Below are 13,125 nucleotides of genomic sequence, written 5' to 3' on the forward strand. Positions count from 1 at the left end.
GCCGCACGGCGCCGCCCATCCGGGCACGACGCAAGAGCTTTCTGAAAGGCAACAGTGACGGATATTAACCGGTCGTCACGGCTTGGGCTATCCGATCGTGGGATGCTATTATATATACATCCATGAATGCATGTAAAAGTGCGTTTACATCTTTGCAGGCGGGGGGGCCTGCAAGATCGGTTCAAAATTAGCTTAACCGCAGACAGATTGTCATCGAGCGCACTTAAAAGCGCCCGGGAAAACCCCACAATCAGGGCAGGTCACACCCATATGGTCAGAAGAACCAAAGAAGAGGCGCAGGAGACGCGCAACAGCATTCTCGACGCGGCCGAGCAGGTTTTCTTCGAGAAGGGCGTATCGCGCACATCGCTCGCCGACATCGCGCAGGCTGCCGGCGTCACGCGCGGCGCAATCTATTGGCATTTCGCGCACAAAAGCGATCTGTTTACCGAAATGTTCGACCGCGTGCTACTGCCGCTGGACGAACTCAAGGCGGCCTCGCAAAACCCCAATGAGCCCGACCCACTTGGGCGCCTGATGGAAATCTGCACGGTCTGCCTGCGAGACACCGCCAACGACCCGCGTCGCCGGCGGGTGTTCGACATCCTCTTTCTGAAGTGCGAGCTGGTCGAGGAGATGGGGCCGGTGATGGTCCGCTATCAGACCAATATGCGCGAAGGGCTCAAGAAGATCGAAGGCGGTCTGCGCAATGCGATCTCCAAAGGGCAACTGCCGGCCGATCTCGACACCCGGATCGCAGCGGCAATGGTGCATGCGTTCGTGAGCGGCTCGCTGCGCGACATGCTGTTTCTGCCGGAGGCGACCGATTTCGGCAAGCATGCGGAGCAGATGGTCGAAGGGATGTTCGATACGCTGCGGCTCAGTCCGGCGTTGCGCACTCGGTAATCGGGCAGCGCCGGCCGCCCTCGATTACCCGGTCAGACTAGCCAGATACTTACGCGGCAACCCGGCGCGCCCGCGCCGTCTGATTCGACGTGTAGATATCGCCGCGCGCGAGCGGCGCCCCACCCTGCACCGCCGCGATCCACTGCTCCGTACTCGCCACCGCCGCGAAGTTCGACTGCAGGACCACGCTGAAGACCCGATGAATCTCCTGCGCGCTCGCAAAGCCCGCGCTGTTCTCATAGGGCAGCGAACCGGTTGCGTCGTGCAGAAATTCGACGGCAAACCCCGCATGGTATGCGTGGTTGATCGTCGACGCATCGCAGTTGTGCGACATGTAACCGACCACCGTCAGCGTGTCGATCTGCTGCGCGGCCAGCCAGTCGGCGAGGTCCGTGCCGGTAAAGGCGCTCGCCATCGACTTCTCAATATAGTGATCGTGTGCCCGCTCGCCCACCACCGGATGCAGCTCGGCGCCTTCGCTGCCGCGCGCGAACACCGGCGAGTTAGGCGACGAGAAATGCTGCACCACCACCACCGGCACGCCGGCGGCGCGCGCCGCGTCCATCGCGCGGCCGACATTCGCCAGCGAGGTTTGCACATCCGGATATTCGATCGGCAGATCGCCCGTCACGTATTCGTTCTGCACGTCGATCACGATCAGCGCACGGCGCGGTGTAGTCATGGCAAGACTCCTGTCAGATAAAGCGCGCGCTGCGTGGCCCGGGGCGGGCGCTGCATAGGCAGCGGCGATGACTGCATTGTTCGTCAGCCGACGATTCGCCGATAGCGACCCGAATGACAATCTTCGCTAGAATCGGGCCATCGTTGGATCATCGTTGAATTCATAGGCGGCTGCGACTGATGGCTACCCCCACCTCCTCCACTGCGGCGCGCGGCGACGCGCCCCGCCACGTCGTCGCGGTCGTCGCGTTCGACGGCATCAGCCCGTTCCATCTCTCGGTGCCGTGTGTGGTGTTCGGCGAGGACCGCAGCGACAGCGGCTTGCCCGATTTCGACTTTCGCGTCTGTGCTGCCGAGCGCGGCGCCCTGACCACCACCGCCGGCTTCTCGATCGCCGTCACGCATGGACTCGAAGCACTCGCCGACGCGAACACGATCATCGTGCCGAGCTGGCGCGATCCGAACGAGACGCCACCCGCCGCCCTGCTCGACGCACTGCGCGCCGCCCATGCACGCGGTGCCCAGCTCGTCGGACTGTGCCTCGGCGCCTTCGTACTGGCCGCCGCCGGCATTCTCGACGACCGGCCGGCGTCGACCCATTGGGCGTGTGCGGACGATTTCGCGCGCCTCTATCCGCGCGTGCGGCTCGATCCCGACGTGCTCTATGTCGACGACGGCAACGTGCTGACCTCGGCCGGCACCGCCGCCGGCCTGGACTGCTGCCTGCATGTGCTGCGCAAGATGTGCGGCGCGCAGGCGGCGAACTATGTCGCGCGCCGCCTGGTGGTCCCGCCGCATCGGCAGGGTGGCCAGGCACAATACATTCAGCAACCGGTCGCGCCGAACGTACGCGGCGACCGCCTGTCCTGTCTGCTCGAGTGGGTGAGTGGGAATCTGGACGCGCCGCATACGCTCGATACGCTCGCCGAGCGCGCATTGATGAGCCGCCGCACTTTTACGCGGCGCTTCAGGCTCGCGACCGGCACGACCGTCGGCGCATGGCTGCTGACGCAGCGGCTCGCCCGCGCGCAGCAACTGCTGGAAAGCTCGGATGAGTCGGTGGAAGCGATTGCGGGGATTGCGGGTTTCGGCTCGACTGCCTCGCTACGGCAACATTTCGCGGAGGCGTTCCGCACCTCGCCGTCCGCATGGCGGCGGGAGTTTCGCGGCATGTGAGCGCGGGTGAGGCGGGCCCGAGCGGATAAAGGTTCCAGGGGGTGCAAACGCCGTGTGGCAGACGGCGTTTCGTAGTCATCCACCAGGATTTCGTAGTCGCGCTGGCACGACAGCGCTGCGCCTGGTCAGGCCAGGCCGTCAGTGTTCGCTAATCCAGCGCGCCACATACAACAGCAGCGCCACCAGAAAAATCATCGCCGCCCATGCCCAGTTCGGGACCACATGCGGACCGGACTCATGATGCGAGACCCCATGCGACACACCGTGGGATGCCCCATGCGACGCGCTGGCCGCCCGCCCGGTCAGCGCATTGCCATGATCCGAGCGGGTCCGCCGCGCCATGCCGCCGAGCGTGATCGGCCGCAGAAACACATGCTGGCGACGCGTCGCCGGACCGCGTGCGCGGTTCGGCCCTTGCCCATGCTTGGCGCGAACGACCGCGCCGAACTCGTCGAAAAAATCGTCGGCCAGTTGATGCAACGCGTTTTCGAGCTGGCGCGTTGGCAGTTCGGCGAGCGGCCCGGACGAGGTCGCCCAGATCGTGTAATCGATCCGCGTGCCCCGCTCCCTGCCGATGCCATGCGAGCCATCGTCGGCGCGCAATCTCATTTCGATCTGTCCGCGCAACGCGCCGATACCCTCGGCTCGCGCCTTGAAGTTGATGGTGCGGCGCTGCGCGTCCGCCGGTCCGGAATCCTGCCCGGCTACATGGGCGCGCGCTTCGTAACGCGCGCGCAGCGGCCCGAGCGGCACCGTCATGGCAAGCGCATATTCTCCGTGGCTAAGCCGTGTAAACGACTCGCAGTTGTCGAGGCTGGCACGCAACAAGGCGAGGTCCTGCAACGCGTCCCAAACGTCGGATGGCGCTAGCGGAATCCGTAACGCGTCGTTTACTTCCATGGCAGCCTCCCCGATGAACGCGCGACAGCCGGTCAGGACGTCTGATCGATGCGGTCGACGCGCGATGCGTAAAACGCGAGATACCCTTTTATTCTTACCGCCGGCTCGAGTGGCGTCTCATAGCTCCAGACGGCGTTTTCGACCAGGCCGTCTTCGGTGCGCAGGTGAAAGTAGGAAGCCTCGCCCTTGAACGGGCAGTGCGAAGTATGTGTTGAGCGTTCGAGGCGCGCCATGTTGACGTCCCCACGCGGGAAATAGAACACGTCCGCCAGACCGGTTTCCGTCAGGGTGAGCCCCGACGTGGTATCGGCCATGGTCACGCCGCCATGAATCACTCGCACCCGGTGATGGTTGCCGCTGATCGCGATGGTGTGCCCACCCGTGCCTGCGCCGGGGTGTCCGTGGGGTGTCGGGGCATCGCTCATGTCTCGGCTCCGGGGTGTGGTGTCGCTCGCTATGCGGTCATGCAAATAGTAAAGCCACGGGGGTACCCGTGGCTTCATTATCGGCCAAACTTCTGCCGATTGCGCGGCCTTCCTGAATACCGCCGGGGCGTCTCGCCCGGCGCCACTCAAGGAGGCGAAACGTTTATTGTGTATTCCAGTAGAACGCCGCCTTGGCCGTCCCCTTGGCCGGGACGGTCACCGACTTGGTCTGGTCGTGACTCTCGTATTGCGCGTGCACCGTATAGCGGCCCGGGCGCAGTTTGACCAGCATATACGGGCCGCGCGAGGTGGCGGTCAGCACATCGCCATCGTGCGCGTCGACGATCCGCACGTGGACGTCGGCGAGAAAATCGGAGCCGGGGCCGGTGAAGCGCATCGACAGCGGCCACTGGCTTTCCGCATTCTTTAGCGCCGTGGATTCGTCAAGACCGACGCCGCCGGACACGAACGAGACGTCGCCCTTATGCTGAATTTGCGGCATACCGCCGCCATTGGCATTGCCTGCGCTGCTGCTGTCCGTAGTCGTGCCGCCTGTTGCCTGGCCCGCCTGCTGCGCATACGCGCCGCCCGCCAGACCGAGCGTGAGCGCTGCGCATACCGCAGCGGCTACGATCCTTCGCTGATTGCGTTGGGTTTTCATCGGTTCGCTCCTTCTTAAGGCCCTTATCGTCCGGCGTCCCTCGGTGGGTCCGGATCAAGGTAGACGCAACCTGCATGCCAAGCCCGGTTTGCGTCGTTTGGAAACCGCTGCTGCGCCACGCCACGCGGCGCAGAGCGCCCTGCCTCACGGCATTGAAACGGGTGAAAAAAATGCCGGTCCGTCGGCAGTAAGTGCAAGGACCGGCACGCGTTACTTCAATGCATTCAATTTGTGCTTAGCCGAGATCGACCGGCACGAAGATCTGCGCGTTATCGCGCTGGATCAGTAACGCGATGCTGTTGCCCGCTCCGGCGATCATCTGCTTCAACTGATCGACGCTCGTGACCGGCCGGCCGTTGACCGCCAGAATCACGTCGCCCGGCTCGATGCCGGCGTTTTCAGCCGCGCCACCCGATTGCTGCACCAGCAGACCATGCGACACCGACGCGCTGCTCTTCTCTTCCGGCGTCAGCGGCCGCACTGCCACACCGAGGCGGCCTTGCAACTGGGTCGGCTGATCGGTCTTGTCCGACGCCACCTTCGCATCCGACAACGAACCGATCGTCACCGTCAGGTCCTTGGTGGCCTTATCGCGCCAAACCTGCACGGTGGCCTTGCTGCCCGGCGCGAGACCCGCGACTTGCGACGGCAGATCCGACGAGTCGCTAACCGGCTCACCGTTCACCGACAGAATCACGTCGCCCGGTTGCAGACCGCCCTTGGCGGCCGGGCCGCCCGGATCGACCGAGCTGACGAGCGCGCCTTGCGGCTTCTGCATGCCGAACGAATCGGCCAGTGTCTGGTTCATGCCCTGCACCGCGACGCCGAGACGTCCGCGGCTCACATGGCCGGTCTTGACGAGGTCGTCCTTGACCTTGATTGCCTCATTGATCGGGATCGCGAACGAAAGGCCCTGGAAGCCGCCCGTCTGCGAATAGATCATCGAGTTGATGCCAATCACTTCGCCTTGCAGATTGAACAGCGGGCCGCCCGAGTTACCCGGGTTCACCGGCACGTCGGTCTGGATGAACGGCGTGTAGTTTTCGTTCGGCAGCGAGCGCGACTTAGCGCTGATGATGCCCGAGGTCACCGTATTGTCGAAACCGTAAGGCGAGCCGATCGCGACCACCCACTGGCCGACCTTGCTCTGACGCGGATCGCCGATCTTCACAGTCGGCAAGTTGCTCGCGTCGATCTTCAGCACGGCGACGTCGGACTGCTTGTCGGCGCCGACCACTTTCGCCTTGAATTCGCGCTTGTCGGTGAGCTTCACGGTGACGACATTCGCGCCGTCCACCACGTGGGCATTGGTCAGGATGTAGCCGTCACTGCTGACGATGAATCCCGAGCCAAGGCTCGCGCTCGGCTGATCGGGCGCATCGCCGCCGTCGCCGCCTTGCATACCCGGCATGCCGCCGAAGAAGTGCTTGTAGAACTGATAGAAGGGATCGCTCGGATCGATCGGCAACTGGTTGCCGCTGTTGGCGCTATTGCCACCGTTGCCGCGCAATGCAGTCTGCTTGACCACATGCTTCGCGCTGATGTTGACGACAGCCGGGCCGTAGGTTTCGACCAGACCCGAGAAATCAGGAATGCCGGTTTTCGCGGCGGCTTCAGCAGGCATCATCGCGGCCTGCGCCGGCGTGATCACCTGCGGCGCGGGCACGTCGCGATGCCCCGCCACATAGCCGGCGGAGAGCGCCACGGCGACAGCCACTGCAACAGCGCTGCGGGACAAGGTTTTCGCGTTCATCGTGTACTCCTGACTGGGAGAAAGAGGCTTTGGAATGTGATGAAGCGTACGTGGCATCGCTTAAAAGAGTCTTAAGCAGCGCCAGATCGCTTCACGCGTGCTTTTAAGCCTCGTTTAAGCTGTGTTTGAGCCGCGTTCGAGCCACTTTACGAACAGAAAGCTTCACAGTCAGAAGCGCACTTCGACCAGCAGACCACCCGCAGGTGATTCGTCGAGCGTTACCGCCGCGTGGTGCTGCATCGCAATGCGGCGCACGATCGCGAGGCCGAGACCGCTGCCCGCCACGTCGGTGCGCGCGCGGTTCGCGCCGGCGCCGGCCCGGTAGAAGCGATCGAACACGCGATCGCGTTCAGCCGGCTCGATGCCCGGCCCACTGTCGGCAATCCGCACCACGGGGTGCCCTTCGTCGATATGCAGACTGACGTCGACGCGGCCACCCCGCGGCGTGTATTTGGTTGCGTTATCAACCAGGTTGTTGAACATGACACGCAGCGCGTCGGCGTCGCCGGTCACCGTAGCGGGTTCGCTCGCCTCGACACCGAGATCGACACCGCGATTCTGCGCAAGCGGCGCGTACGCCACTACGCAGTCCTGCAGCAGCGCGCGTAGATCGATCGCGTTGGTGGCTGCGAGACCGTCCGGTTCCGAACGCGCGAGCGCCAGCAATTGCTCGGCGAGACGCGTGGCGCGCGTGACGCCCGCTTGCAGATCGGCCAGCGCTTCGCTGCGAGTGGCGTCGTCTTTCGCGCGGGCCACCAGTTGCGTTTGGATCTGCACGGCGGCGAGTGGTGTGCGCAATTCGTGCGCGGCATCGGCGACAAATGCTTTCTGAATGTCCAGCGCGGTGGCGAGCCGTTCGAGCAGGCCGTTCAACGCACGTACGAGCGGCTGTACTTCGAGCGGCAAACGCTGATCGGGCAACGGATCGAGCGCCTCGGGATGACGTGCGTCGAGCGCGCTGGTCACGCGCCGCAACGGCCGCAGTCCGCGCCCAACGACCACCCACACCGCGAGGCCCAATAGCGGCAGCAGAACGATCAACGGCCACAGGGTGCGCAACGCGACATTCGCCGCGAGCCGGTTACGGACCGAAACCGGCTGCGCCAGCTGCACGACGTTATCGCCCACGATCGCGCCATAGACGCGCCAATCGCCACGATCCGTATGCTCGGTCGAAAAACCGAGTTCGGCGCGCGGCGCGAGCGGCGCACGCGGTCGCGAGTAGTACATCAACACGCCGTTGCGATTCCAGATTTGCAGCACGATGCCTTCGTCGCCGGTGTCGCGCGAACCGAGCACCTGCGAGAACGGTTCCGACGGCAGCGCCGCGGCGATCTGCTCCAACTGGTAATCGAACAGTTCGTTGGCTTCGGCAAGCGCTTGCCGGTAGATCAGCCAACCCGCAATGCCGACGCCAAGCAACACCAGCGCCAGCAGCCAGAACAGCAATTGACGGCGAATCGAACGCATCGGCTCAGGCGTCCTTCGCGATCATGTAGCCAAGACCGCGAACGTTGCGGATCAGGTCCGCGCCGAGCTTCTTGCGCAGGGCGTGAATGTAGACCTCGACGGTATTGCTGCCGATCTCCTCGCCCCACCCGTACATTTTTTCTTCGAGTTGACTCTTCGAGAGCACCGCGCCGGGCCGTGCGATCAACGCTTCGAGCAGGGCGAATTCGCGCGCCGACAACGCGACCAGCGAGCCGTCGAGCGTGACCTGGTGCGAGGCCGGATCGAGCGTCAGATTGCCGTGGCGAATCGTCGAATCGCTGCGACCCGATTGGCGGCGGATCAGCGCGCGCATGCGGGCGCCGAGTTCGTCGAGATCGAAAGGTTTGACAAGGTAATCGTCGGCGCCGGCGTCGAGGCCTTTGACGCGATCGGCGACCGCATCGCGCGCGGTCACGATCAGCACGGGAATCGCGTGGCCTTTGGCGCGCAGCGTGCGCAACACGTCGAGGCCGTCGCGTTTGGGCAGGCCGAGATCGAGCAGCACCAGATCGTAAGGTTGACCGGTCGCCGCGCTGAGCGCGGAGTCGCCGTCTTCCACCCAGTCGACCGCGAAGCCTTCGCCGCGTAGCGCCTTGCGCACACCTTCGGCGATCATCCGGTCGTCTTCGACTAGCAATATGCGCATGGTTGGGTCGGTCCTGAAACATTTGATGATGCCGCATTCTAGCGCCCGGCCCCGACGTGCGCGCCACGCGACGCTTTTTCACCGCAGTCTCACGGCATGTCTCTACAATGGGCGCTTTGCGTCGCGCCGCGGTTTTCCGCGCGTCGCGCGCTTCGACACACTCTGGATTGCCGCGCGCCACCGCGCCCCGAAATCTTGCTTCTTTGCCTGTCCATGACGCACGCTTTTTTGCCCGCTTTTTTGTCTCCTCTCGCACGCCGTGTGGCGCTGCGTCCACGCTCCCCTGCTTCCGTTGACGCCGGACCTCGCCGCTTCGCGCCGCGCACGGCGACCTTACTGCTTGCCTGCGCCGCGCTCGGCTGCGGCGTAGCGCTGCCGCTCACCGCGCAAGCGCGCGTCAAGGCCACGCATCCGAGCGTCAACGTCACCACGGTGTTGCCGCAACCGGTGATGATCGGCCTGCAGCGTGCGCACGTGCCCTTGTCGTCGATCAGTGTGGTGGTCGAAAAAGTCGGCGACCGCACGCCGATCGTCGCACTGAATGCCGGCAAGCCGATGATGCCCGCCTCGACCATGAAGCTCGTCACCACTTACTCCGGTCTGTCGATCCTCGGCCCGGACTATCGCTGGCGCACGAATGCCTACGCCGACGGCACAGTTGACGCCAACGGCGTCCTGCACGGCAATCTGTACATTCAGGGCACGGGCGATCCGAAACTCGTGCCCGAAGAACTGATCGACCTCGTGCAGAAGATCCACAAGTCGGGCATCACCGGCGTCGACGGCGCGCTGGTGCTCGACAAGCGCTACTTCGACACCTCCACGCGCGATCTGCCGCCATTCGACGACGACGCCACCGCGCCGTACAACGTCGGCCCCGATCCGCTGCTGTATGCGTTCAAATCGCTGTCGTTCACGCTGACGCCTTCTCCGGATGGCACCGTCGCAATCGACGTGCTGCCCGCCCTCTCGCAGTTGCAGATCGACAATCAGATGCACGCCGTCAATGGCCCATGCCGCGGCGATGCTGCCTCCGTCTCGCCCACCGTCACGCCGCAGCCCAATGGCACGGTGGTGGCGTCGTTCAACGGCGACTACTCGGTACGCTGCGGCCCGCGCACGATCAACGTGGCGGTGCTCGATCACACCGCGTTCTTCGCGGGCGGCTTCCTCGCGCTGTGGCAACAGACCGGCGGCACCTTCAGCGGCGCAACCCGCGAAGGCCCAGTGCCGGTCGGCGCGCGCCTCGTCGCCACGCACGAGGGGCCGGTGCTGTCCGACATCGTTCGCGACATCAACAAGTTCAGTAACAATACGATGGCGCGCAACCTGTTCCTGACGATCGGCGCGACGGAAGAGAAGCCGCCCGCCACGCCCGCGAAATCGGCACGCGCCATCGAGGCGTTTCTGCGCCGTGACAGCGTCGACATGCAATACCTGACGCTCGACAACGGCTCGGGTCTGTCGCGCGACGAGCACATCACCGCGCTCTCGCTCGCCGATCTGCTGCAGCGGGCCAATGCAAGCCCGGTCGCCCAGGTGTTTGTGGAATCGCTGCCGATCGCCGGCGTCGACGGCACGATGCGCAACCGCTTGACCAACCAGGGCGCGGGCGGCAATGCGCACATCAAGACCGGTACCTTGCGCGATGTGCGTGCGATCGCCGGTTATGTGGCCTCGGCGGATGGGAACAGCTACGTGGTCGTAAGCCTGATCAACGACCCGCATTCGGAAGCCGCGCGCGCCGCCCACGACGCCCTGCTCGAATGGGTCTATCAGGGACCGTCGCAAGGATTCACGAAGGTCTCCGACTCCGTCACCGAACCGCGCGCCACCAAGCCCAGGAAAAACCCGCACAAGCGTAAGGGCCATTGAGTATTCCTTCTATAGAACCCACGCGCCGCAACGCGCCCAAGCGTGTACGCTGTCGGGCAGTGTTTGAGGCGCGCGTAAAACGAAATGCGTAGCGCACGAGCCGCGCATTCGTTACAGAAGCGTGGTCCGTTCAAACGATAACGACAACGTCCGCGGCGGCAAGCGCAGCGGCCAGGGACCACGGAGGAAGACACCATGCAATTCGATGCTGAATTGCTGCTGCTCGCCATGGCGCCAGTCTTTCTCGCATGCATTGGGTGGGAGGCGTGGCACCTGCGGCGCACGCGCCCCGGCGCGCAGCTCTATAGCTGGCGCGACACGTTCTGCAACGCCGCGCTCGCGCTGATGCAGCAGGCCGCCGACAAGCTCGCGTGGCTCGCGATCATCCCCGTCTATGCCTTTTTCTACGACCACTATCGCGTGACCACGTGGCAGGCGAACTGGGTGTCGTTCGTCGTGCTGTTTGTCGCTCAGGATCTGCTCTATTACGTGTTTCACCGCTGCAGCCACCGCGTGCGCTGGCTGTGGGCCGCGCATGTCGTGCATCACTCGTCGGAGCGGATGAATTTTTCGACCGCATTCCGCCAGAGCCTGATGTATCCGATTGCCGGCATGTGGCTGTTCTGGATTCCGCTCGCCGTGCTTGGCTTTCCGCCGAAGCAGATTGTCGCCATCGTGCTGATCAACCTCGGCTTCCAGTTTTTCGTGCATACCCAGGCGATCGGCAAGCTCGGCTGGCTCGAATACGTGTTCAACACGCCGTCGATTCATCGCGTGCATCACGCGCGCAACGACCGCTATATCGACCGTAACTATGCCGGCGTGCTGGTGATCTGGGATTGCCTGTTCGGCAGCTATGTCGAGGAAGATCCACACGACGCGCCGGTGTACGGCATCGTCGAACCACTTCACACCTACAACCCGCTGAAGGCGACGTTTCACGAATGGGCGTCAATGGCCGCCGATTTCGTGAGCGTGCGAGGCTGGCGCAACAAGTTGCGCGCGCTGTTCGCACCGCCTGCATGGGCTGCGGATTATCATGCGCGCCGCGCCGTCAGCGCGAGTGCACGTGTCGCGCCATCCGGCAGCGATACAGGCATTGAAGAAAAGCATACGGCTGCGTTTCAAACACCGCGCAGGCCGTAGAAGATTCTGTAAGCTGTCGTCACGCCGCCGACGCGGTGGGCGCTGCCTGCAACACATGGCATCAGGGCCACCCATACGAGGAGATGTAGTCAACATGAATCAAATAACTTCGAAGAAGCGCAGTGTCGTACGCGTCACGCAGATCGCCATCGCCAGTGCCGCGTTTGCACTGCTTGCGGCTTGCGGCGGCGGCAGCAGCAGTAACAACTCGAGCAGCAGCACGCCCGCGGGCGGCGTGAACTTGCAGGTCGTGTCGTTCGGCGACAGCCTGTCGGACGTTGGTACGTACGCGCCGGTGATTCAGGCGAACTTCGGCGGTGGCCGCTTCACGACCAACCCGGGTGAAGTGTGGACGCAGAAAGTTGCGGAGTACTACGGCGGCACGTTGACCGCCGCGTATCAGGGTGGCTTCGGTCAACCGCTGGTCGCAACGGGCGGGTATGGCTACGCGCAAGGCGGCTCGGACGTCGTCAACGCCCAAGGCGAAGGTTGGGCGCCGAACAACATGGCGGCGACGACGGTGCCGGTGGTGACTCAGGTGGCAAACTACCTGAGCGCGCATACCAGCTTCAACGGGAATCAGCTCGTGCTGGTGAACGGCGGTGCGAACGACATCTTCCAGTTCTCGACTGCTGCCAATCTGACGGCGCTTGGCACCGCGCTACAGACGCAATACCCGGTGCTTGTGGGCAAAGGCTTGCTCCCGAACACGCCGGCAGGCCAGGTAGAGTTCATCGCCGGCTACCTGCAGCAGCTGCCCACTCCCCAGATCGCGCAGGCCGCCGCCCAGCTCGCCGCGCAGGTCCAGACCATGGTCAACTCGGGTGCGACCCACGTGGTGGTGTCGACAGTGCCGGACATCGGCAGTACGCCGCAAGGCGTCCAGGCCAACGCAGCCGCGCCTGGCACGGCTGCACTGCTGTCGGGGATTACCGCGGCGTATAACGGTATGCTGGTCCAGAGCCTGACGTCCCTCGGTCTGCTGGGTACGGGCAAGGTCATCGTGGCCGATGCGTTCACGTGGCTGGATCAGCAGTTGCCGAACTACCAGGCGCTGGGGTTCACGGTGTCCAACACCGGCACGGCGTGTAACCTGACGTCGATGGTGGCTAATGCAACCGCGTACGCTACCGCCAATCCGAGCGCAACGAACGGGCTGACGCCGGCGCAGTATGGCTCCCAGTTTGGTTCGTCGTTGTTCTGCTCACCGCAGACTTACACGGTGGCTGGCGCTGATCAGACCTATATGTTCGCGGACCTGGTGCACCCGAGCACGCACATGCATGCCTTGTTCGCGCAGTTCGTCCAGCAGCAGATCGCTGCGACGGGCTTAGGGAAGTGAGGTTGGCCGCGTAGCGGCAAGAGGATGTGAATCCTGGGGACGCCTGGCTTGCTGGTCAAGCTGGGCGTTTTTTGTTGCCAGGACGTTTTTTGTTGCCTGTGCGGCGCTTGTTGTCTGTATGCC

Annotated in this window: 12 protein-coding genes; 5 read left to right on the forward strand and 7 right to left on the reverse strand. The window is 64.0% G+C overall.

Annotation, left to right across the window (positions count from 1 at the left end; all coding sequences use genetic code 11):
* The first annotated feature begins 270 nt into the window (after positions 1 to 270).
* Positions 271 to 906, forward strand: a complete 636-nt coding sequence (locus tag PQQ96_RS08695) for a TetR family transcriptional regulator (protein ID WP_408290858.1) — start codon at positions 271 to 273, stop codon at positions 904 to 906.
* Positions 907 to 955: 49 nt separating this feature from the next.
* Here the strand turns inward: PQQ96_RS08695 and PQQ96_RS08700 are convergent, their stop codons facing one another.
* Positions 956 to 1,588: a cysteine hydrolase family protein gene (locus PQQ96_RS08700; protein WP_408290832.1), complete on the reverse strand. Its 633-nt coding sequence runs from the start codon at positions 1,586 to 1,588 to the stop codon at positions 956 to 958.
* 179 nt (positions 1,589 to 1,767) lie between these two features.
* Between PQQ96_RS08700 and PQQ96_RS08705 the strand changes: the two genes are divergently transcribed.
* Positions 1,768 to 2,763: a helix-turn-helix domain-containing protein gene (locus tag PQQ96_RS08705; protein ID WP_408290833.1), complete on the forward strand. Its 996-nt coding sequence runs from the start codon at positions 1,768 to 1,770 to the stop codon at positions 2,761 to 2,763.
* Between the two features lie 138 nt (positions 2,764 to 2,901).
* On the opposite strand, the gene PQQ96_RS08710 is transcribed toward PQQ96_RS08705, so the two are convergent.
* The 6 genes from PQQ96_RS08710 to PQQ96_RS08735 all read right to left on the reverse strand — a co-directional run bounded on the left by PQQ96_RS08710 (position 2,902) and on the right by PQQ96_RS08735 (position 8,639).
* Complete coding sequence (locus PQQ96_RS08710) at positions 2,902 to 3,663, reverse strand: SRPBCC family protein (protein ID WP_408290835.1); 762 nt, start codon at positions 3,661 to 3,663, stop codon at positions 2,902 to 2,904.
* A gap of 32 nt (positions 3,664 to 3,695) precedes the next feature.
* The gene (locus PQQ96_RS08715) at positions 3,696 to 4,088 is read right to left on the reverse strand and encodes a DUF427 domain-containing protein (protein WP_408290837.1); all 393 of its coding nucleotides are present in this window, start codon (positions 4,086 to 4,088) and stop codon (positions 3,696 to 3,698) included.
* A 163-nt stretch (positions 4,089 to 4,251) separates the two neighbouring features.
* Positions 4,252 to 4,749: a carboxypeptidase regulatory-like domain-containing protein gene (locus tag PQQ96_RS08720; protein ID WP_408290838.1), complete on the reverse strand. Its 498-nt coding sequence runs from the start codon at positions 4,747 to 4,749 to the stop codon at positions 4,252 to 4,254.
* Between the two features lie 235 nt (positions 4,750 to 4,984).
* Positions 4,985 to 6,502 (reverse strand): DegQ family serine endoprotease, encoded by a 1,518-nt coding sequence (locus PQQ96_RS08725; protein ID WP_408290840.1) that lies wholly within the window; start codon positions 6,500 to 6,502, stop codon positions 4,985 to 4,987.
* A 168-nt stretch (positions 6,503 to 6,670) separates the two neighbouring features.
* Entirely contained in the window at positions 6,671 to 7,972 is a 1,302-nt protein-coding gene (locus PQQ96_RS08730; protein ID WP_408290842.1) for an ATP-binding protein, read from the reverse strand.
* A 4-nt stretch (positions 7,973 to 7,976) separates the two neighbouring features.
* Positions 7,977 to 8,639, reverse strand: coding sequence for a response regulator (locus tag PQQ96_RS08735; protein WP_408290844.1), 663 nt, complete (start codon positions 8,637 to 8,639; stop codon positions 7,977 to 7,979).
* A gap of 213 nt (positions 8,640 to 8,852) precedes the next feature.
* Between PQQ96_RS08735 and dacB the strand changes: the two genes are divergently transcribed.
* The 3 genes from dacB to PQQ96_RS08750 all read left to right on the forward strand — a co-directional run bounded on the left by dacB (position 8,853) and on the right by PQQ96_RS08750 (position 13,002).
* Positions 8,853 to 10,514, forward strand: a complete 1,662-nt coding sequence (dacB, locus tag PQQ96_RS08740; protein WP_408290846.1) for a D-alanyl-D-alanine carboxypeptidase/D-alanyl-D-alanine endopeptidase — start codon at positions 8,853 to 8,855, stop codon at positions 10,512 to 10,514.
* Positions 10,515 to 10,709: 195 nt separating this feature from the next.
* On the forward strand, positions 10,710 to 11,660 hold the full coding sequence (locus tag PQQ96_RS08745) for a sterol desaturase family protein (protein WP_408290848.1): 951 nt from the start codon (positions 10,710 to 10,712) through the stop codon (positions 11,658 to 11,660).
* 94 nt (positions 11,661 to 11,754) lie between these two features.
* Positions 11,755 to 13,002, forward strand: coding sequence for an SGNH/GDSL hydrolase family protein (locus PQQ96_RS08750; RefSeq protein ID WP_408290850.1), 1,248 nt, complete (start codon positions 11,755 to 11,757; stop codon positions 13,000 to 13,002).
* Positions 13,003 to 13,125: the final 123 nt, after the last annotated feature.

This window comes from Paraburkholderia sediminicola, from assembly GCF_046027825.1.
Classification (GTDB): Bacteria; Pseudomonadota; Gammaproteobacteria; order Burkholderiales; family Burkholderiaceae; genus Paraburkholderia; species Paraburkholderia sediminicola_D.

Coding starts and splice junctions, on each gene's coding strand:
- PQQ96_RS08695 (WP_408290858.1), top strand. CDS start 271: ATGGTCAGAAGAACCAAAGAAGAGGCGCAGGAGACGCGCAACAGCATT.
- PQQ96_RS08700 (WP_408290832.1), bottom strand. CDS start 1,588: ATGACTACACCGCGCCGTGCGCTGATCGTGATCGACGTGCAGAACGAA.
- PQQ96_RS08705 (WP_408290833.1), top strand. CDS start 1,768: ATGGCTACCCCCACCTCCTCCACTGCGGCGCGCGGCGACGCGCCCCGC.
- PQQ96_RS08710 (WP_408290835.1), bottom strand. CDS start 3,663: ATGGAAGTAAACGACGCGTTACGGATTCCGCTAGCGCCATCCGACGTT.
- PQQ96_RS08715 (WP_408290837.1), bottom strand. CDS start 4,088: ATGAGCGATGCCCCGACACCCCACGGACACCCCGGCGCAGGCACGGGT.
- PQQ96_RS08720 (WP_408290838.1), bottom strand. CDS start 4,749: ATGAAAACCCAACGCAATCAGCGAAGGATCGTAGCCGCTGCGGTATGC.
- PQQ96_RS08725 (WP_408290840.1), bottom strand. CDS start 6,502: ATGAACGCGAAAACCTTGTCCCGCAGCGCTGTTGCAGTGGCTGTCGCC.
- PQQ96_RS08730 (WP_408290842.1), bottom strand. CDS start 7,972: ATGCGTTCGATTCGCCGTCAATTGCTGTTCTGGCTGCTGGCGCTGGTG.
- PQQ96_RS08735 (WP_408290844.1), bottom strand. CDS start 8,639: ATGCGCATATTGCTAGTCGAAGACGACCGGATGATCGCCGAAGGTGTG.
- dacB (WP_408290846.1), top strand. CDS start 8,853: ATGACGCACGCTTTTTTGCCCGCTTTTTTGTCTCCTCTCGCACGCCGT.
- PQQ96_RS08745 (WP_408290848.1), top strand. CDS start 10,710: ATGCAATTCGATGCTGAATTGCTGCTGCTCGCCATGGCGCCAGTCTTT.
- PQQ96_RS08750 (WP_408290850.1), top strand. CDS start 11,755: ATGAATCAAATAACTTCGAAGAAGCGCAGTGTCGTACGCGTCACGCAG.